The following is a 19271-nucleotide window of genomic DNA, read 5'->3' as shown; positions in this document are numbered from 1 at the left end:
CGGCCCGGAGCGGGACCGGAGCGGGACCGGACCGAGCCGGACGGGAGAACCGGCGGGGGCAGCTCTCAGGGGCCCGTGCACGATGAGCTTCCGATGAGGCCGCGTGGGCAGGTGTCGTGCAGCGCGAGGCGCCGGAGGGCCCTGGGTGGGGCTCCTGGCCCTCAATGCCTTGAGGGAGGAGCCACCTGGGCTTTTTCGGCAACGCCGCGAGACGCGGTGCCAGCCCACGCGACCCGGGCGGGCACCGCGCAAGGACCCCTTAGGCTCTGGGCATGCCGGAGACCGGGGGCGTACGCGAGGTGAAGTCGGCGGGCCGCACGGTCGAGCTGCTGGAAGTACTCGCCGCGCGCGGCGACCGGCCCGCCCGGCTGCGGGAGCTCGCCGAGGAGCTCGGCGTACCCCGCAGCTCCATGTACGCGCTGCTGCAGACCCTGACCGACCGCGGCTGGGTCCGTACGGACGCGACCGGATCGCTGTACGGCATCGGCATCCGCGCCCTGCTCACCGGCACCAGCTACCTCGACACGGATCCGCGGGTGCGGGCGGCGGGGCCCCACCTGGACGAGGCGTCCACCACGCTGGGCGAGACCGTCCACATGGGACGGTTCGACCGCGGCGACGTCGTCTATCTCGCCACCCGCGAGTCGCACGAGTATCTGCGCACCCTCAGCCGCGTCGGCCGCAGACTGCCCGCACACGTGGGCGCGCTGGGCAAGGCGCTGCTGGCGGAGCGTGACGCGGCCGAGCTGCCTGCCGGGGAGCTGGAACGGTTCACCCCGAACACCCTCTGCGACCGGGCCGCCCTCGACGCCGATCTGGCGCTGGTACGCGAGCGGGGCCACTCGGTCGACCGCGAGGAGGGCGTCACCGGCATCGTGGGGTTCGGCTTCGTACTGCGGTACGACACCCCCGCGGTCGACGCCGTCAGCTGTTCGGTGCCGGTGGCCCGGCTGACCGGCGACCACGAGCGCCGGATCATCGCGACGATGCGCCGGATCCGGACGGAGATCGAGGCCGCGGCGCACACGCCGCCCGGCGCACCCGACTGGATCTGAGCAAAAAAATATCGCTCCCGCCCGCGCCTCCGCGACTATAAACCGAAAGTGTTATAGATCACGAGGTGGCGGCTTTTCGTTGGCTTCGCGTGGTTGATACACATTGGCCGCGCGCTCCTGTCAACGGGACACCGCCCACTTCCCCCCACTCTCCTGCCTGGTCAAGGCATGTCTCCGTCAGGAACGCCCGTGTCTTCGCGCTCACGCGCCACATGGCCTCTCATCGCCGTGTTCACCGCTGGTTACCTCGCCTCGTACCTCCTCCCGACCATCGTCGGACGCCTCGGCTCCGGTCTCGGTCTCTCTCCTGCCGAAGCCGGCCTCGCCGGCTCGGTCCTCCTTCTCTGTTCGGCGGGCGCCGGTCTCGTGCTGGCCTCGCATGTCGATCGCATCGGTCCGCAGCGGGTCGCCCGCGCCGGGCTGCTGCTCGCTTTCGCCGGATACGGCACCGCCGCCACCACCGCCTGCCTGCCGCTCGTCATCGCGGCGGCAGCGGTCGGCGGGGTGGGCTCCGGCGCGGCGACGGCGGTGGCCGCGGGCGGTATCGCGGGCCTGCCCGACCCCCACCGGGCCTCGGCCACCGGGCTGCTCACGGTGTCGGCGACAGCCGGTGCCCTCTACCTCGTCCTGCCGCAGTTCGGCGGCGGACACCGGACACCGTTCGCCGCCATCGCGCTGGTCGCCGCTCTCGTCTGGCCCGCGACCGGCCGGCTGGGCGGCGCGTGCCCGCACACACCGGCCCCTGGGGCCGGGCGCGGCCGCATCCCGCATCTGCGCTCGGGCGCGGTACTGGCAGGTGCGATGCTCTGCTGGGCGATGGCCCAGAACTCGCTCTGGGGCGTCAGCAGCCGGATCGGCCAGGACCAGGCAGGGCTGTCCGAAGTGACGGTCGGCGCGATCTTCGCGATGTCACTGGGCGCCGGGCTGATCGGTGTCGCCGGGGCCGGGGCACTCGGCTCGCGGCTCGGCAGAGCGCTGCCGATCGGTGGCGGCACCGTCGTCATCTCGGCCTGCATCGCGTTGAGTTCATCGGCCAGCGGGCTCGCCTCGTTCGCGTCCGGCGAGATCCTCTGGAACACCTTCTACCCGGTGGTCCTGTCGTATCTGATCGGTCTGGCCGCCTCGCTCGATCCGCGCGGCCGCTGGGCCGTCCTGGTCGGCTCGGCGTCCTCGATCGGCGTGGCCTGCGGCCCGGTCGCGGGCAGCCTGCTCGCGGCGCGGACCGGATTCCCCCTGATGGGCGGGGTCCTGTGCGCACTGCTACTGCTGCTGGCGATCCCGCTGACGGCGGTCGCGCTGCACACATCGGGCCGTCCGGTGCTGCCCGGCTCGGTACGCCGCAGGGGCGGCGCCCCAGCGGCCGTCGTGGCGGGCAGCCTGGGCGCGGTGGCGGCCGGCGTCCCTCAGCTCGGCGCACCCGAACTCGTCGTCACCGAGATCGCCCTGGATCCGCCACCGCGCCGCAAGTACTGGCTCACCGGGGGCGTTCAGCCCAGATCCAGGTCCTCGTCGAAGTCGTACGCGTCGACCTCGGCCAAGTAGCGCGCCCTGCGCTCCTCGTCGTGGTCCAGGAACGCGGCGAGGAAGGAGTTGCGGGCCAGCGTCCGCAGCTCCTCGTGCCCGAGGCCGAGCGCCTCGTGCACGGCGCGGAAGGTGTCACCCGCGTAGCCGCCGAAGTACGCCGGGTCGTCGGAGTTGACGGTGCAGAGCAGCCCGGCGGCCATCATCTGCGGCAGCGGGTGCTCCTCCAGGGTCTGCACGGCCCGCAGCCGTACGTTCGACAGCGGGCAGAGCGTGAGCGGCACCCGGTCCCTGACCAGCCGCTCCACCAGCTCCGGATCCTCCATCGAACGCAGCCCGTGGTCGATCCGCTCCACCCCGAGGATGTCCAGGGCCTCACGCACATAGGCCGCGGGGCCCTCCTCGCCCGCGTGCGCGACCTTGCGCAGCCCCAGCGCGCCGGCCGCCTCGTACACCTCGCGGAACTTCGACGGCGGGTGCCCGACCTCGGCCGAGTCGAGGCCCACCGCCGCGATCCGGTGCAGATGGGGCCCGGCCGCCTCCAGGGTGCGGATCGCCGAGTCGGCGGACTCGTCGCGCAGGAAGCACATGATGAGCTGCGTGGAGATGCCGTGCCGCTCCTCGCTGCGCTCCAGCGCCCGCGAGATGCCCTCGACCACGGTGCCGATCGGCACGCCACGCGCGGAGTGCGCCTGCGGGTCGAAGAAGATCTCCGCGTGGCGCACACCCTGTGCGGCGGCGCGCGCGAGGTAGGCGTCGGTGAGTTCCTCGAAGTCGTCCTCGGTGCGCAGCACGGCCATCAGCCCGTAGTACAGGTCGAGGAACGACTGCAGATCACTGAAGAGGTATGCCCTGCGCAGCGCTTCGGTGTCCGGGAACGGAAGTTCGATGCCGTTGCGGGCGGCGAGTGTGAAGGCCAGCTCCGGTTCCAGGGTGCCTTCGATGTGGAGGTGGAGTTCGGCCTTGGGGAGGTGGTGCATCGGGGTCTCGCTCAGTTCGGGGGGATGGGGTCGTGCGCGGTCAGTCGGTGGTGTGCCGGGTGGGGACCGGGATGCGCATCAGGTCGTCGGCGACGGTCAGGGCGCCGTCGAATCCGGCGGATCGCGCCTGTCTGCCGAACTCCGCAGGATCGGCGTACCGCTGCGAGAAGTGTGTCAGGACGAGATGCCGTACGCCCGCGTCCCGCGCGACCCGGCCCGCTTGTCCCGCGGTCAGATGACCGTGGTCCGCCGCCAGCTGCTCGTCCTCGTCGAGGAAGGTCGACTCGATGACGAGCAGGTCGCAGCCGTCCGCGAGCAGGTGCACGCCGTCGCAGAGCCGGGTGTCCATGACGAAGGCGAACCGCTGGCCCCGCCGTACCTCGCTGACCTGGTCGAGTGTGACTCCGCCGAGCTCGCCGTCACGCTGGAGCCGCCCGATGTCCGGACCGGTCACACCGTGCTCGGCGAGCTTCGCCGGCAGCATCCTGCGCCCGTCCGGCTCGGTCAGCCGGTAGCCGTACGACTCGACGGGGTGCGAGAGCCTGCGGGCCTCCAGTTCGTACCCGGGCGTCCGCGCCAGGACTCCTCCGTCACCGGACGCCGGGGCCTGCGCCAGGTCGACGTTCTCGCGGTAGGCGGTGGAGTACCGCAGCCGGTCGAAGAAGTGCCGGCCGCTCGCCGGGTAGTGGGCGGTGACCGGGTGCGGTACCCGGTCCAGGTTGATCCGCTGGATCACCCCGGCCAGGCCCAGCGAGTGATCCCCGTGGAAGTGCGTGACGCAGATCCGGTCGATGTCGTGCGCGGCGACGCCGGCGCGCAGCATCTGGCGCTGGGTGCCCTCACCGGGGTCGAAGAGGATGCCCTGGCCGTCCCAGCGCAGCAGATAACCGTTGTGGTTGCGGCGCCGGGTCGGGACCTGGCTTGCGGTGCCGAGCACCACGAGTTCTCGTACGGACAACGGAACTATCCGGGCGGCCAGTTGAGCCCGCGGCCGCCCATGACGTGGGCGTGCGCGTGGAAGACGGTCTGGCCGGCGCCGGAGCCGGTGTTGAAGATGACCCGGTATCCGGTCCCGTCGACCTTCTCCGCGGCGGCGACCTCGCCCGCCTCCCGCAGCACGTCCGCCGTGATCTGGGGCTCCGCCGCCGCGAGGGAGGCCGCGTCCGGGTAGTGGGCCTTGGGGATCACCAGAACGTGGGTGGGTGCCTGCGGGTTTATGTCGCGGAAGGCGACCGTGGTGTCGGTCTCCCGGACGACGGTCGCCGGAATGTCCCCCGAGACGATCTTGCAGAACAGGCAGTCGGTCTGCGGCTCTCCCGCCATGCGCGCACTCCTCGGTGTCGTTCGGTCGGTGATGATCGTGTACGTGGCCATGCTAGCCGGGGGCGGCCGGCGGACCGGTGCTCCGCCCTCGGTGCCCGCTCCCCCGCCCTGGCACGGGCGGGGGATGCGGCCGTCAGACCGGCAGACCGGGCGGCGTCTTCGCCGGGGTCTCATCGAGCGCGGCGAGCGCGATCCTGACCGCCTCGTCCAGCTGCGGGTCCCGCCCGGCCACGTGGTCCTGCGGCGCGTGGACCACCTCGACGTCCGGGTCGACTCCGTGGTTCTCGACGCCCCAGCCGTAACCCTCCATCCAGAAGGCGTACTTGGGCTGGGTCACCAGCGTCCCGTCGACCAGCCGGTACCTGCTGTCGATACCGACGACCCCGCCCCAGGTCCGGGTGCCGACCACGGGCCCGATCCCCAGCGCCTTGATCGCGGCGTTCACGATGTCGCCGTCCGAGCCGGAGAACTCGTTGGCGACGGCCACCACCGGGCCACGCGGCGCGTCCAGTGGGTAACTGGCGGGCCGCATGCCCCTCGGCAGGTCCCAGCCGACGATGCGGCGGGCGAGCTTCTCCACCACCAGCTGCGACGTGTGGCCGCCGCGGTTCTCCCGTACGTCCACGACCAGGCCCTCCCTGGCCACCTCCACGCGCAGGTCACGGTGGAGCTGCGCCCAGCCCGAACCGACCATGTCGGGGACGTGGAGGTAGCCGAGACGGCCTCCCGAGCGCTCGTGGACGTAGCTCCGGCGGTCGGCCACCCACGCGTGGTAGCGCAACGCCTCCTCGTCGTCGGTCGGGACGACCACGACATGGCGCGGGCCGCCCCCGTCCGCGGGCGAGACGGTGAGCTCAACGGGCTTGCCCGCCGAGCCGGTGAGCAGCGGCGCCGGGCCGGTGAGCGGGTCGACGTCCTGGCCGTCGACGGCCAGGACGGTGTCCCCCGCGCGTACGGCCACACCGGGTGCGGCGAGCGGGGAGCGCGCCGCCGGGTCGGACGTCTCCGAAGGGAGCACCCGGTCGATACGCCAATGTCCCTCGTCCGTACGGGAGATGTCGGCGCCCAGCAGTCCCTGCCGGGTGGTGTCGTCGCGCCAGCCGGCCGGCGGGGTCACGTAGGCGTGCGATGTGCCCAGCTCGCCCTGCACCTCCCAGAGCAGGTCGACCAGGTCGTCGTGGGTGGCCACACGGGCGAGGACGGGCCGGTAGCGCTCCAGGACGGCGTCCCAGTCCACGCCGGACATGTCGGGGCGCCAGAAGTTGTCCCGCATGATGCGTCCGGCCTCCTCGTACATCTGCCGCCATTCGGCGGCCGGGTCGAGGGTCCGGCGGATCCGGGAGAGGTCGACGCAGACGTTGTTCTCGTTGTCACCATCCGCGTCGTGCTTGGCCACCCGGCTGTCGGAGGGGACGACGCGCAGCTTGCCGTCCATGTGCAGCACCAGCCGCTTGCCGTCGCCGCTGACCTCGAAGTGGTCGACGTCGGGGGCGATCTCCTCGTCGCGCAGCTTCTCCAGGTCGTACCGTTCGAGGACGGTGTGCGGCCAGGGAGCGTCCGGGGTGGCCCTGGTCGTGCCGAGGACTCCGCGCAGCGGATGGCGCAGCCAGAGCAGTCCGTCCCTGGCCGCACGCAGGGTCGAGTAGCTGCCGGCCTCGACGGGCAGCGGCACGATCCGGTCGGCCAGGCCTTCGAGGTCGATACGGGTCACGGGCAGCGCGGTGAGCGTGTCGTGCTCGTCGGTGTCCCGGTCCTTCTCGGTCGAGCGGCCGTGCCGTTGGGGCCCGAACGGGGACGGGGTGGCCGCGGCGAGCGTCAGCAGGTGCGGACGGCAGGTGCCGATGAAAGCCATGTCGAAGACGTGCGAGTCGTAGATCGGGTCGAAGGCGCGCTCGGAGAGGAAGGCGAGGTGTTTGCCGTCGGTGGTGAAGGCGGGCTCGACGTCCCGGAAGCGCAGCGGGGTCGCCTCGGCCACGGAGAGGTCGGCGAGGTGCGCCAGCTTGAGCTGGCGCAGCGGCTCGGGGCCGGGGTGCGACCAGGCCAGCCAGGCGGAGTCGGGCGAGAAGACCAGACCCGAGGCGTCGCCGTCCTCGCTGCGGTCCACCTCGTGCACGTCGCCGGACTCCCGCTCGACGATCAGCACCCGCCCGTCGTGCGCGGCGACGGCGAACCGGCTGCCGTCCGGGGCGGCGGCGAGCCCGAGCACCCGTCCGAGCCTGCCCCGGCCGAGGCGGCGCGGGGCCGCGCCGGTTCCGGCGCCGGTCGCGGGCGCGCACTCCAGGGCGTCCTCGCCCTCCGCGTCGGTGACCCAGACGACGTGCTCGGCGCTGTCGGCCCTGAAGGTGCGGGGCAGCCTCGCCCTGACGCCCGGCTCCGCGGCCAGTGCGCGGACCGGGCCGTCCCGGTGGGTGACCCAGTGCACGGCGCCGCGTGACTCGACGGCGCTGCCGCGTCCGGTGCGGTCCGGGGACGCCGCGCCGATGTGGTGTCCGGCGCGTACGGACTGGGGCTGCAGGTCGGCGCGCTGGCCGCCGAGCCGGATGTCGAGCCGTCGCGGTCCGGCGCCTTCGAGGTCGTCGATGATCCACAGTTCGCCCGCCGACGCGAGCACGACACGGGTGCCGTCGGTGGACGCGTGGCGCGCGTAGAACCCGTCGGTCCCCGTGTGCCCGCGCAGGTCCGAGCCGTCCGGGAGCGAGGAGTAGAGCGCGCCGACGCCTTCGTGGTCGGAGAGGAAGGCCACCCGGCCGCCCACCCACAGCGGGCACTCGATGTTCCCGTCGATGCCGGCGTGGAGGCGTACGAAGTCCCCGCCGGTCTCCCCGGTCCACAGCTTGCCCGCGGTACCGCCGCGGTACCGCTTCCAGGCGGCGGCCTCGCGGCCCATGGTCGCCGACAGCAGCAGCACCCGCTCGTCCGGCCCGTACGCGAGGGAGCCGACCGGCCCGTACGGCAGGGTCCTGGCCGGGCCGCCGTCGACAGGAACGGCCCGCGCCCAGGTGCGCCGCAGCGATACCTGGCCCTGGGCGCTGATGGCGAGCACCTCACCGTCCGGTGTCCAGCCCCGGACGGATGTCCGCGCGTCGCCCCAGTACGTCAGTCGCCTGGAAGGACCGCCGTCGGCCGGTGCGATGTGCACTTCGGGAGCGCCGTCCCTGGTGGAAGTCCAGGCGACCCACTGGCCGTCGGGCGATATCCGGGGATGGCTGACGGGGCTGTTGTCGGCGCTGACACGCCAGGCACGGCCGCCGTCGAGCGGGGCCGTCCAGACGTCGTCCTCTGCGGTGAAGACGATCTGATCGCCCTGGACATGCGGAAACCGGAGATAGGAAGGCTGCGTCACAAGGATCACCCTAGGGTGTCGCCCAGCCCGGCGAGCCTGAGTTGTCCGTACTCCCGGTGCGCCAGCGGCAGCCGGTAGATCCCGTCGCGGTGGGCGAGAACCACCGACGAACTCACCAGGGAGGCGAGTGAGGATCCGTCGGGGAACACCGTACGGACCTGCTCCTCGGTGAACTCACCGGCGAAGGCCGACAGCCGTGCCCAGAGCAGTCGTTCCGCCCTGCTGCACAGTTCGTGGCTCCACTCGACGGTCCGCAGCAGTGTGCGGTGCCTGGCCGGGTCCCCGGGGCCGTCGGTGAGGACGGCGAAGCGCCCGCCGGGCTCGCGGAGCGATCCGTGCAACTGCCTTGCGGTCATCAGTCGCAGACTCCGCGCCGCGAGCAGGGTGGCGAGCGGATCGCCGTCGAGCTGCCCGGCCAGCAGCCCGGCCCAGTAAGCGGGCAGCTCCAAACCGTACGAGGCGGCATGTTCCTGGAGCAGCCCGGCCGTCCGCTCGCGGGTCAGCGCCGGGACCTCCACCAGCTGTTCGCCGGGCACGCCGAGCGGCTTTCGGCTGGTGGTCAGGATCCGGAGCCCGGGGCAGCTGTCGTGCAGCCTGCCGACGAGGTAGGCACAGCCCGTCAGCACGTGTTCGCAGGTGTCCAGGACGAGCAGCCCCCTGCTCGTGGCGAGCAGGTCGAGCACCGCGGGCACCGGGTCGGCGCCCGGCGCGGGGGCGGTGTACAGCGCGGTGGCCACGGTGTGCGGCACGAGCGCCGCGTCCGGGCATCCGGAGAGGTCGACCCACCGCACGGGCGGCCCCACGGCCTCGCCGAGCCGGGCGGCAAGGCGCGACTTGCCGACGCCGCCGGGGCCGGTGAGGGTGACGAGACGGGTGGCGGCAAGGCGTTCGGTGAGCGCACCGAGCTCCGGCTCGGGCAGGACGTCCGGTTCGGGAAGGGCAGCCATGGCCCCACCCTGGCCGGAGACCGCCCGCCGCGCGCGGGCGACGACCGAAGATCCGTACACCTAAATCCGCGGGTGGGGTACCTAGGAGGGATACCTAGGCCGTATCCGCGAAGCCGCGCCCGGCGTGCGACGCCCGATACGCACTCTCGCCGCACCGGGCGACGGCGCGACTTCGCGGACACGGCCCAGGACCGCGGCGCCACGGCAGCCCTACTTGCCCGGATACTGCGTCACCGTGGCGGTCACGGTGACGGTGGCCGTCGGCCGTGCGCCGCCGGGGTCCGGCGGCGTGGCACTGGCCGCCGGGGGCGGCGCCGCGCAGTTGCCGAGCAGCGTGGCCCTGAACGCGAGATCCCCGCCGATCCTGCCGGTCACGTCCCCGCTCACACACCGGCCGTCGACGGTCCTGGTCACCTTGCCCTTGACGGTGATGTCCTTCTTGTCCTTGGTCCTGCCCTGGCAGTCGACCTGTGCCAGGCCGTGCACGGACGCGGACGCGGCGGGCGAGGGCGACGTACCGGTACCGGCGTCGGCCGTGCAGGTCAGCCAGTCGACAGCGACGCCGTGGTGCTCCAGGGCGCTGGTGGCGGTGCGGTCGGTGGTGTACGCGACGGACGCGGTGTCGACGCCGTCGACCGGGTCACAGCCCGCGACGCCCACAACTGCCGCGCCGACAGCGCAGATCGCCACAAGAACCGATGTGCCACGTACGCGGCTCAATGCCCCCATACGGGGCAGGATCCCATCGAACGCGGCCGTTGTGCAGCCCTCTTGGGCGTACTTCACTCTCGCGGGTGCGCAACAGGGCGGGGCCGGAGCGGAGTCAGCCCCAGCGTCCCGTCCGTGCGAGCAGCAGCGCCCCGGCGACCGTGCCGGCCGTGGACGTGCGCAGCACGCTGCGCCCCAGCCGGTAGACCCCGGCCCCGGCCGCCGTGAAAGCCGTCAATTCGTCGGGCGAGACTCCGCCTTCGGGGCCGACGACCAGCACGATCTCTCCCCGCGTGGGGAGTTCGGCCGCGGCCAGCGGCTCGCTGCCGTACTCCTGGTCCTCGTGCAGCACCCCTGCGAAGTCGGCGTCCGCGAGGAGCCGCGCGACCTGCTTGGTGCTCAGCGCGTCGGCGATCTCGGGGAAGCGGGTCCGCCGCGACTGCTTTCCCGACTCCCGTGCCGTACTGCGCCATTTGGCGAGGGACTTCGCTCCCCGGTCGCCCCGCCACTGGGTGATGCAGCGCGAGGCCTGCCACGGCACGATCGCGTCGATGCCCGTCTCCGTCATGGTCTCGACGGCGACCTCACCGCGGTCGCCCTTGGGCAGCGCCTGGACGACGGTGATCCGGGGGGCGGGCGGCGGATCGTCGGTGGTGGAGTCCACCCGGACGACCAGCTGGTCCTTGCCCTCCGCCGACAGTACGACGGCCCTCGACCAGCGGCCCGCGCCGTCGGTCAGTACGACGTCCTCGCCGGCCCGCAGCCGCTTCACGGACACCGCGTGCCGTCCCTCGGGACCGTCCAGGACGAATCTGCCGCCGGGGGGCACATCGAGGCCGCCGGCCGCGTCGACGACGAAGACCGGGGCCGTCATGAGGCGCCGCCGGTGGCCAACGCGGCGCGCGCCGCGTCCAGTTCGGACACCAGCACCTCGACGAGCTGACCCGCGGGCAGCTCCCGGGCGAGGCGGTGGCCCTGCCCGGCCCAGAGCGCCATGCCCTGGGCGTCGCCCACTCCGGCCGCGGCCTTGCGCAGCCCCGCGGTGAGATGGTGCACCTGCGGGTAGGCGACGGGCGCGTACGGCCCGTGCTCGCGCATGAACCGGTTGACGAGGCCACGCGCCGGGCGCCCGCTGAACGCGCGGGTGAGATCGGTGCGGACGAAGAGCGGGTTCGTCAGTGCCTGCTTGTGCAGCGGGTTCGCCCCGGACTCCGGGCACACCAGGAAAGCCGTACCGAGCTGCGCCGCCTCCGCGCCCGCCGCGAGCACCGCGGCGATCTGGGAACCGCGCATCAGACCGCCGGCCGCCAGGACCGGCAGCTGGACCGTCTCCCGCACCTGCGTGATGAGCGACAGCACACCGATGCCGGAGCCGTCCGCCTGCGGGTCGTCGCGGTGCGTGCTCCGGTGGCCGCCGGCCTCGACACCCTGCACGCACACCGCGTCGGCACCGCACCACTGGGCGGCCTGTGCCTCCTCGGCGGTGGTGACGGTGACGATGGTGAAGGTGCCGGCCCGGTCGAGGGCGTCGAGCACGTCTCGGGAGGGACAGCCGAAGGTGAAGGAGACGACAGGAACGGGGTCGTCGAGCAGGACCGCCAGTTTTGCCTCGTACCCGTCGTCCGTGCTGCCCAGTACATCGCCGAGTGGTGTCTCGTACCAGGTGGACTCACCGGCGAGCTGATGGCTGTAGACCTCGACGGCCGCCGGGTCGGCGTTCTCCGGCTGGGGCATGAACAGGTTCACGCCGAAAGGCTGGGAGGTCAGCCCGCGAAGCTGCTTGATCTCCTCGTACATGCCGTCGGCGGTCTTGTACCCGGCGGCCAGGAACCCGAGGCCGCCCGCCTCGGAGACGGCTGCGGCGAGCTGCGGGCCTGAAGCACCGCCCGCCATGGGGGCCTGCACGATCGGATATCGGCAGAGATCGGCGAGTGCGGAGGACATGACCGCATCGTGTCACGTCCTCCGCACCGCATCGAATCGGCGCCCGGCCACAACCGGGGCGGATAAGCGGCGTCGGGCCGATCCCGCTACCGCCCGTTGAACGCGTCCTTCAGCCGTGAGAACAGCCCCTGCTGGCCGGGCTGGAACTGGCCGGTCGGCCGTTCCTCACCGCGCAGCTTGGAGAACTCCCGCAGCAGGCGCTCCTGTTCGGCGTCCATCTTGGTCGGGGTGAGCACCTCGACGTGCACGATCAGGTCACCCCGGCCGCCGCCGCGAAGATGCGTGATGCCGCGCTGGTGCATCGGGATCGACTGCCCGGACTGCGTGCCCGGCCGGATATCGACGTCCTCCAGCGCGTCCAGCGTCTGCAGCGGCACCTTGGTGCCGAGCGCGGCCGCCGTCATCGGGACCGTCACCGTGCAGTGCAGGTCGTCGCCCCGCCGCTGGAAGACCGCGTGCGGCAGCTCGTGGATCTCGACGTACAGGTCGCCGGCGGGGCCGCCGCCGGGGCCGACCTCGCCCTCGCCCGCAAGCTGGATCCGGGTGCCGTTGTCGACACCGGCCGGGATCTTCACCGTCAGGGTGCGGCGGGAGCGGATGCGCCCGTCGCCCGCGCACTCGGGGCACGGGGTCGGCACGACCGTGCCGAAGCCCTGGCACTGCGGACACGGCCGCGAGGTCATGACCTGGCCCAGGAAGGACCGGGTGACCTGCGAGACCTCACCGCGTCCACGGCACATGTCGCAGGTCTGGGCCGACGTGCCGGGGGCCGCGCCCTCGCCGCTGCAGGTCGTACAGACCACAGCGGTGTCGACCTGGATGTCCTTCGTCGTACCGAAGGCCGACTCGTTGAGGTCGATCTCCAGCCGGATCATCGCGTCCTGGCCGCGCCGCGTACGCGACCTCGGCCCGCGCTGGGACGACGTACCGAAGAACGCGTCCATGATGTCCGAGAAGTTGCCGAAGCCGCCCGCGCCGAAGCCGCCGGCTCCGCCGCCGCCCGCCTGCGAGAGCGGGTCGCCGCCGAGGTCGTAGACCTGCTTCTTCTGCGGGTCCGACAACACCTCGTAGGCGGCGTTGATCTCCTTGAAGCGTTCCTGCGTCTTGGGATCGGGATTGACATCCGGGTGGAGCTCGCGCGCCAATCGCCGGAATGCCTTCTTGATCTCGTCCTGGGAAGCGTCGCGGCGCACGCCGAGAACGGCGTAATAGTCCGTGGCCACTTACGACTCCGCCAGGATCTGTCCGACGTAACGTGCCACTGCGCGTACCGCTCCCATCGTTCCGGGGTAGTCCATGCGGGTCGGTCCGACCACGCCGAGTTTGGCGACTGCCTCGTCGCCCGAACCGTAGCCGACGGCGACGACCGATGTGGACGTCAGGCCCTCGTGGGCATTCTCATGCCCGATGCGTACGGTCATGCCCGAGTCCTCACCGAGCAGTTTGAGGAGCACGACCTGCTCCTCCAGCGCTTCCAGCACCGGCCTGATGGTCAGTGGGAAGTCATGTCCGAATCGCGTCAGATTGGCGGTTCCGCCGATCATCAGCCGTTCCTCGGTCTCCTCGACCAGCGTTTCGAGCAAGGTCGCGAGCACCGTGGAAACCGTACCCCGGTCCTCCTGCTCGAAGGACTCGGGAAGGTCCTGCACCAATTGTGGTACGTCCGCGAAGCGCCGCCCCACCACCCGGCTGTTGAGCCGGGCACGGAGATCGGCGAGAGAAGTCTCACCGAACGGCCCCGGGCAGTCGACAAGACGCTGCTCCACCCGCCCGGTGTCCGTGATCAGCACGAGCATCAGCCGGGCCGGTGCCAGTGCGAGCAGCTCCACGTGCCGCACCGTGGAACGGGTCAGCGACGGGTACTGCACCACGGCGACCTGCCGGGTGAGCTGTGCGAGAAGCCGCACGGTCCGGCCCACCACGTCGTCGAGGTCGACGGCGCCGTCCATGAAGTTCTGGATGGCGCGCCGCTCGGGCGACGAGAGGGGCTTGACGCCCGCGAGCCGGTCGACGAAGAGCCGGTACCCCTTGTCCGTGGGGATACGGCCCGCGCTCGTGTGCGGCTGGGCGATGAATCCCTCGTCCTCCAGGGCCGCCATGTCGTTGCGGACGGTGGCCGGTGAGACACCGAGCCGGTGCCGCTCGGTGAGCGCCTTGGAGCCGACGGGCTCCTCGGTGCCCACATAGTCCTGGACGATGGCGCGCAACACTTCGAGTCTGCGTTCGCTGAGCACCCGCGCACACCTCCAGCTGTCGGTCCGGCCTACCTGGCACTCGGGATGTTCGAGTGCCAGCGACGTCCCAGTGTACGGCGGAGACGTTCACTGCTGGCAAGGGCGGGCCTTCGCACGGTCGCGCCGGTGTCCGCCGTCCGGGATAGCGTCGCCGTATGGACGCCGCTTGGGAAGACTCCGGCTGGGAACAGCTGGCCGCGGGGGTCGGCCGCTACCGTCTCCCCCGCTGGGACGCGACAGCCGGGCTCGTGGCGGGCCGGGACGGCGCGCTGCTGTTCGACACGGGTGCGACGCTGCGCGAGGGCCGGGAGCTCCGGACGCGGGCGGAGGCGGTCCTGGGCCGCAGAGTGACGCACATCGCGCTGAGCCACCCCCACTTCGACCATGTGCTGGGCACCGCCGTGTTCGCGGGTGTACAGGTCTACGGCGCGGTGGGCACAGACGCGCTGCTCGCCCGGGGCTCCCGCGGCGCCGACGCGCTGCGCCGGGACGCGGTGCGTCACGGGGTCCCGGCCCCGGAGGCGGCCGAAGCGGTGGCGCACCTGGTCGCTCCGCACCATCCGGTCTCCGGGGAGCTGACCCTGGAGCTGGGCGGCCTCCGGGTCACCCTGGTGAACTGCGGCCCCGGGCACACCGGCCACGACCTGGCGCTGCTCGTCCCCGGAGGCCAGTGCGGGCCGGGCGGCGGATCCGGCGACCGCGACATCGTCTTCTGCGGGGATCTGATCGAGGAGTCGGGCGAGCCGCAGGCGGGCCCCGACGCGATGCCCGCCCGGTGGCCCGCCGCGGTGGACCGGCTGCTGGCGCTCGGCGGCGAGGACGCGCTGTACGTGCCGGGGCACGGCGCTGTGGTCGACGCCGCGTTCGTCCGCGGTCAGCGGGATGTGCTGGCAGCGCGGTCAAGGGTGTCGTAGCGTCTGCGGAATGCGCAGCTACAGCCCCGACTTCACGCCGCCGTGGAAGAAGCAGACGCCCGCCCGCGAGGTCACGGCGGAGCCCGATCTGGTCGTCGAGGAGATCGCCACCGGGTTCTGCGGTGCGGTGATCCGGTGCGAGAAGACGGCCGAGGGGCCGACGGTCACCCTGGAGGACCGCTTCGGCAAGCACCGGGTGTTCCCGATGGGCCCGCGTGCCTTCCTGCTCGAAGGACGCCCGGTCACTCTCGTACGCCCCACGGCGGCGCCCCTGCGCGCCAGCCGGACGGCTTCCGGTTCGCTGGCGGTCCCCGGCGCGCGGGCGCGGGTCGCCCGCGCCGGGCGGATCTACGTCGAGGGACGGCACGACGCGGAGCTCGTCGAGCGGGTGTGGGGCGACGACCTGCGGATCGAGGGTGTCGTCGTCGAGTATCTGGAGGGCGTCGACGATCTCCCGGCGATCGTCGCGGAGTTCGGCCCGGCGGCGGACGCGCGCCTCGGTGTCCTGGTCGACCACCTGGTCCCGGGGTCGAAGGAGTCACGGATCGCGGCCGGGGTCACCGGCGACCACGCGCTGGTGGTGGGGCACCCCTACATCGATGTCTGGGAGGCGGTGAAGCCGTCGTCCGTCGGCATCCCGGGGTGGCCTTCCGTGCCGCGCGGCCAGGACTGGAAGACGGGGGTGTGCCGGTCCCTCGGATGGCCTGAGAACACCGGCGCCGCGTGGCAGCGGATCCTCGCGTGCGTGCGGTCCTACCGGGATCTGGAGCCCGCGCTGCTGGGCCGGGTGGAAGAACTGATCGACTTCGTGACGGCGCCGGAAGGCGCGGGGGACTCCTCCCAGCGTTAGGCCGTGTCCGCAGAGTCGCGTCGTTGCCCGGAGGGCGGGCGCGACTTTACGGACACAGCCTGGCGGGGAGGAGTCCACGGAGCGGGGTCAGCAGGGTCCTCCGGGCTGCGCCCGGTGGACGTACCGACGGCTCAGTCGACCAGGTCCCGGACCACCGCGTCGGCCAGCAGCCGCCCCCGCAGCGTGAGCACCGCGCGCCCCGCCTCGTAGGCCTCCGCCTCCAGCAGCCCGTCCGACAGGGCGCGCCGGGACGCGGCGAGTCCGGCCGGGGCAAGGATGGCGAGCGGGCAGCCGTCGCGGAGGCGCAGCTCCAGCAGGATGCGCTCCACCCTGCGGTCCTCCGCGGGCAGGATCTCCCGGCCCGCGCCGGGGGACTTCCCGGCGGCGAGGGCGGCCGCGTAGGCGCCGGGGTGCTTCACGTTCCACCAGCGCACACCGCCGATGTGGCTGTGCGCGCCCGGCCCGGCGCCCCACCAGTCCGCGCCGCGCCAGTACAGCTCGTTGTGCAGGCAGCGGCCCGCTTCGGTGGTGGACCAGTTGGAGACCTCGTACCAGGAGAACCCCGCGTCGGCCAGGACCGAGTCCGCGATCAGATAGCGGTCGGCGTGCTCGTCGTCGTCCGTCATCGGCACCTCGCCGCGCCGGATCCGCCGCGCCAGCTGGGTGCCTTCCTCGATGATGAGCGCGTACGCGGAGATGTGGTCGGGACCGGCTCCGACCGCCGCCGACAGCGAGGCCCGCCAGTCGTCGTCGGACTCGCCCGGTGTGCCGTAGATCAGATCCAGATTGACGTGCTCGAAGCCGGCGGCGCGTGCCTCGGCGACGCACGCCTCGGGCCTGCCCGGGGTGTGTGTGCGGTCGAGGATCTTCAGGACGTGCTGCCGCGCGCTCTGCATGCCGAACGAGATCCGGTTGAAGCCGCCGGCCCGCAGCGTCTCCAGGTACTCGGGGCCGACCGATTCGGGGTTGGCCTCGGTGGTGATCTCCGCGTCGTCGGCGAGACCGAATTCGTCCCGTACCGCGCCGAGCATCCGTACCAGGTCGGCGGCGTCGAGGAGGGTCGGAGTGCCGCCACCGACGAACACGGTGCTGACCGGCCTGGGATCGTCCCCGAGCACCTTGCGGGCCAGCCGGACCTCTTCGGTCAGGGTCGAGGCGTAGTTGTCCTGCGAGGCCAGTACGCCGCCAGAACCCCGCAGCTCGGTGGCGGTGTACGTGTTGAAGTCGCAGTACCCGCAGCGCGTCGCGCAGTAGGGCACGTGCAGATAGAACCCGAGCGGCCGGCCGCTCGCGCCCTCCAGGGCATGACCGGGCAGCGCCCCGTCTTCGGGCATGGGCTCACCATCGGGCAGTACGGAAGGCATGCCCCCATTGTCCCCCGGGCCGGGACCTACTCCGCCCGCAGCACCAGGAGCGCCATGTCGTCGTCCAGCGGCTCCACCCCGAACGCGTAGACGGCCTGCTTGATCCGCTCGGCGACGCCCTGCGCGGTCAGCCCCGTGCAGTCAGCGAGCTCGGCCGCAAGCCCGTCGCCGTCGTCGAACATGCGCGGGCCCGCCCGCCGCTCGGTGACGCCGTCGGTGACGCAGAGCAGTGTGTCCCCCGGCAGCAGGTCGAACGTCTCACTCACGTAGGTGACGCCCTCGATCACCCCGAGCAGCATCTGTGGTGCGGCGGCGGCCCGCACCGTGCCGTCGGGGCTGAGCAGCAGGGGCAGCGGGTGACCCGCGCTGGCGAGGGTGCAGCGCACCCCGGCACCGTCGGGCAGCGGCACCAGCTCGCCGTAGAGCAGCGAGAGGAAGCGGGACTGGTGGTCCTCGTGGAGCTCCTGGCCGCCCGCCATCGCGACCATCCGGGCCGCGGCCTCAGCGGTCTCCATGGCGTCGTCGAGGAGCAGCTTGTTGAGGCGGTCGAGCACCGCGGAGACCTGGTAGCCCTCGCGGGCGAGCAGCCGCAGCCAGGGGCGGGCGAGTCCGGTGACGACGGCGGCCTCCGGGCCGCTGCCCTGGACGTCCCCGAGCGCGAAGCACCAGCGGCCGCCCGCGCTGTCACCGGGGAAGACGTCGTAGAAGTCGCCGCCCGCGACGCCTTCGCCGCGCGGCTCGTAGACCAGGGCACTGTCGACGCCGGGGATCTCGGCGACGCTGCTGGGCAGCAGCCCGCGCTGGAGGACTCTGCTGATGGTGGCCTGCCGGGTGTACTGGCGCGCGGCTGCGATCGCCAGGGCGACCCGGCGCGCGAAGTCGCCCACGAGGGCGGTCACTTCCTCCTGGGCGCGCCGCCCGGCGGCCCGGCCCAGCAGCAGTGTGCCCAGCGGCCGGCCCGCCGCGAGCAGCCGGTAGCCGAGCACCGTGCCGTCGGCCCCCGTCGGCGCACCGGCTCCCGTCGGCACGCCGGATTCCGCGGGTCCGCCGGCGGCGGGCCACACCAGGGGGACGCCGCCGCCCTTCGCGGACTCCGGCAGCTGCGGCGGCTCCTTCTCCAGTACGGCCCGCAGTTCGTCGATCCGGCTCTCCTGGGCGTGCCAGACCCGCGACAGTCTCGGTCTGCGTCCGGGGCCGCCCGCTTCCGGGTCCAGCCAGACGGCGCACCAGTCGCCGAGCCGGGGCACCAGGAGCTGGCCGGCCAGTGCGGCGATCATGTCCTCGTCGAACTGCCCGGCGAGCAGCTCGGACGCCTCGGCGAGAAAGCTCAGCGCTCCGCTGCTGCTCCACTCCCGTTCCTCGCCGGTCGCACGCCGGGGCGTGGGGGCCAGGATCTCGGTGGCGCGCAGCCCGCGCTGGAGGTGCCTGCCGCTGCCGGGGGCGGGCTGCGGGTCGCCCCCGTCGAGCGGAAGCCGGGTCCAGACCGTCTTGAGCCCGGTGCGGTAGGTGATGCCCCAGGCCTCGGCCAGGGACGACACGAGCCGCAGCCCCCGCCCGTACTCCGGAATGCCGCTGTCCTGCCCGCTCTCCGGGTCGTTGCGCACCACTCGCGACGGATGGTGGTCGGAGACCTCGATCACCAGCGCGGGCGGCTCGTCGCCTGCCGCGTCCTCCAGCCGTACCAGCACCTCGACCGTGGTGCCCGCGTGCACGACGGCGTTGGTGACGAGTTCACTGGCGATCAGCGCGGAGTCGTCGGCGAGCTGGTCGGTGAACGCGGTGGCGGTCGGCAGCCCGAGCGCGCTCCAGTCGGCGAGCGCGGCCCGGACGAACCGGCGTGCGGCGGACGGGGACAGCGGGTTGCCGGGCAGGCTGGTGCGGACCACCGACGGCACGCCGGCCGGTGACCCCGAGGGACGCACGGTTCGGACCGCGGTCTCCCTCTGCACGGGAATGGACCCCACTCGGTGGCTCCCTGACCAGATCTGACGTTGCGCCGATGACGACAACGACAGAGTGACAGACTGAGCCCGCCCATATGCGTCGAGTTACCCAAATGAGCCGTGCGGGACGGCGAAAGCGCTGGTC

The 19271-nt window shown here is 72.5% G+C and carries 16 protein-coding genes; 4 read left to right on the top strand and 12 right to left on the bottom strand.

The window, feature by feature from the left end; all coding sequences use genetic code 11:
• Positions 1 to 272: 272 nt before the first annotated feature.
• Complete coding sequence (locus OG584_RS24290) at positions 273 to 1055, top strand: IclR family transcriptional regulator (RefSeq protein WP_405780886.1); 783 nt, start codon at positions 273 to 275, stop codon at positions 1053 to 1055.
• Positions 1056 to 1244: 189 nt separating this feature from the next.
• Positions 1245 to 2597: an MFS transporter gene (locus tag OG584_RS24285; protein WP_405780884.1), complete on the top strand. Its 1353-nt coding sequence runs from the start codon at positions 1245 to 1247 to the stop codon at positions 2595 to 2597.
• On the opposite strand, the gene OG584_RS24280 is transcribed toward OG584_RS24285, so the two are convergent.
• The 10 genes from OG584_RS24280 to hrcA form a co-directional block, all read right to left on the bottom strand.
• A complete protein-coding gene (locus tag OG584_RS24280; protein ID WP_405780882.1) occupies positions 2543 to 3556 on the bottom strand; it encodes an adenosine deaminase in 1014 nt (337 codons plus the stop codon). The two genes, OG584_RS24285 and OG584_RS24280, sit on opposite strands and share 55 nt — an antisense overlap.
• Before the next feature lie 40 nt (positions 3557 to 3596).
• Complete coding sequence (locus OG584_RS24275) at positions 3597 to 4514, bottom strand: ribonuclease Z (protein WP_405780880.1); 918 nt, start codon at positions 4512 to 4514, stop codon at positions 3597 to 3599.
• 5 nt (positions 4515 to 4519) lie between these two features.
• Positions 4520 to 4879 carry a histidine triad nucleotide-binding protein gene (locus OG584_RS24270; protein WP_405780878.1) on the bottom strand — a complete coding sequence of 120 codons (360 nt, stop codon included), beginning with the start codon at positions 4877 to 4879 and terminating at the stop codon, positions 4520 to 4522.
• A 133-nt stretch (positions 4880 to 5012) separates the two neighbouring features.
• Positions 5013 to 8222, bottom strand: coding sequence for a S41 family peptidase (locus tag OG584_RS24265; protein ID WP_405780876.1), 3210 nt, complete (start codon positions 8220 to 8222; stop codon positions 5013 to 5015).
• Between the two features lie 5 nt (positions 8223 to 8227).
• Positions 8228 to 9169: an ATP-binding protein gene (locus tag OG584_RS24260; protein WP_405780874.1), complete on the bottom strand. Its 942-nt coding sequence runs from the start codon at positions 9167 to 9169 to the stop codon at positions 8228 to 8230.
• Between the two features lie 210 nt (positions 9170 to 9379).
• Complete coding sequence (locus tag OG584_RS24255; protein WP_405780872.1) at positions 9380 to 9898, bottom strand: hypothetical protein; 519 nt, start codon at positions 9896 to 9898, stop codon at positions 9380 to 9382.
• A 94-nt stretch (positions 9899 to 9992) separates the two neighbouring features.
• Complete coding sequence (locus OG584_RS24250) at positions 9993 to 10751, bottom strand: 16S rRNA (uracil(1498)-N(3))-methyltransferase (protein ID WP_405780870.1); 759 nt, start codon at positions 10749 to 10751, stop codon at positions 9993 to 9995.
• Positions 10748 to 11821 (bottom strand): nitronate monooxygenase, encoded by a 1074-nt coding sequence (locus tag OG584_RS24245; protein ID WP_405780868.1) that lies wholly within the window; start codon positions 11819 to 11821, stop codon positions 10748 to 10750. The genes OG584_RS24250 and OG584_RS24245 overlap by 4 nt, the downstream gene beginning before the upstream one ends.
• Before the next feature lie 86 nt (positions 11822 to 11907).
• Complete coding sequence (gene dnaJ, locus OG584_RS24240; RefSeq protein ID WP_328317433.1) at positions 11908 to 13044, bottom strand: molecular chaperone DnaJ; 1137 nt, start codon at positions 13042 to 13044, stop codon at positions 11908 to 11910.
• On the bottom strand, positions 13045 to 14055 hold the full coding sequence (gene hrcA, locus OG584_RS24235; protein WP_328317434.1) for a heat-inducible transcriptional repressor HrcA: 1011 nt from the start codon (positions 14053 to 14055) through the stop codon (positions 13045 to 13047). It lies immediately after the preceding gene.
• Between the two features lie 155 nt (positions 14056 to 14210).
• Between hrcA and OG584_RS24230 the strand changes: the two genes are divergently transcribed.
• Both OG584_RS24230 and OG584_RS24225 read left to right on the top strand, forming a co-directional pair.
• Positions 14211 to 14969: an MBL fold metallo-hydrolase gene (locus OG584_RS24230; RefSeq protein WP_405780866.1), complete on the top strand. Its 759-nt coding sequence runs from the start codon at positions 14211 to 14213 to the stop codon at positions 14967 to 14969.
• A gap of 10 nt (positions 14970 to 14979) precedes the next feature.
• Positions 14980 to 15819: a DUF3097 domain-containing protein gene (locus tag OG584_RS24225; RefSeq protein WP_405780864.1), complete on the top strand. Its 840-nt coding sequence runs from the start codon at positions 14980 to 14982 to the stop codon at positions 15817 to 15819.
• A 131-nt stretch (positions 15820 to 15950) separates the two neighbouring features.
• Here OG584_RS24225 and hemW read toward each other — a convergent pair whose 3' ends face one another.
• Positions 15951 to 17183 (bottom strand): radical SAM family heme chaperone HemW, encoded by a 1233-nt coding sequence (hemW, locus tag OG584_RS24220; RefSeq protein WP_405780862.1) that lies wholly within the window; start codon positions 17181 to 17183, stop codon positions 15951 to 15953.
• Between the two features lie 26 nt (positions 17184 to 17209).
• Complete coding sequence (locus OG584_RS24215; RefSeq protein WP_405780860.1) at positions 17210 to 19147, bottom strand: SpoIIE family protein phosphatase; 1938 nt, start codon at positions 19145 to 19147, stop codon at positions 17210 to 17212.
• Between the last annotated feature and the right edge of the window lie 124 nt (positions 19148 to 19271).

The organism is Streptomyces sp. NBC_00859 (genome assembly GCF_045161865.1).
In the GTDB taxonomy this organism is placed as follows: Bacteria; Actinomycetota; Actinomycetes; order Streptomycetales; family Streptomycetaceae; genus Streptomyces.
Note: the sequence above shows the minus strand (reverse complement) of the source record. Positions and strands in the feature narration are given on the sequence as shown.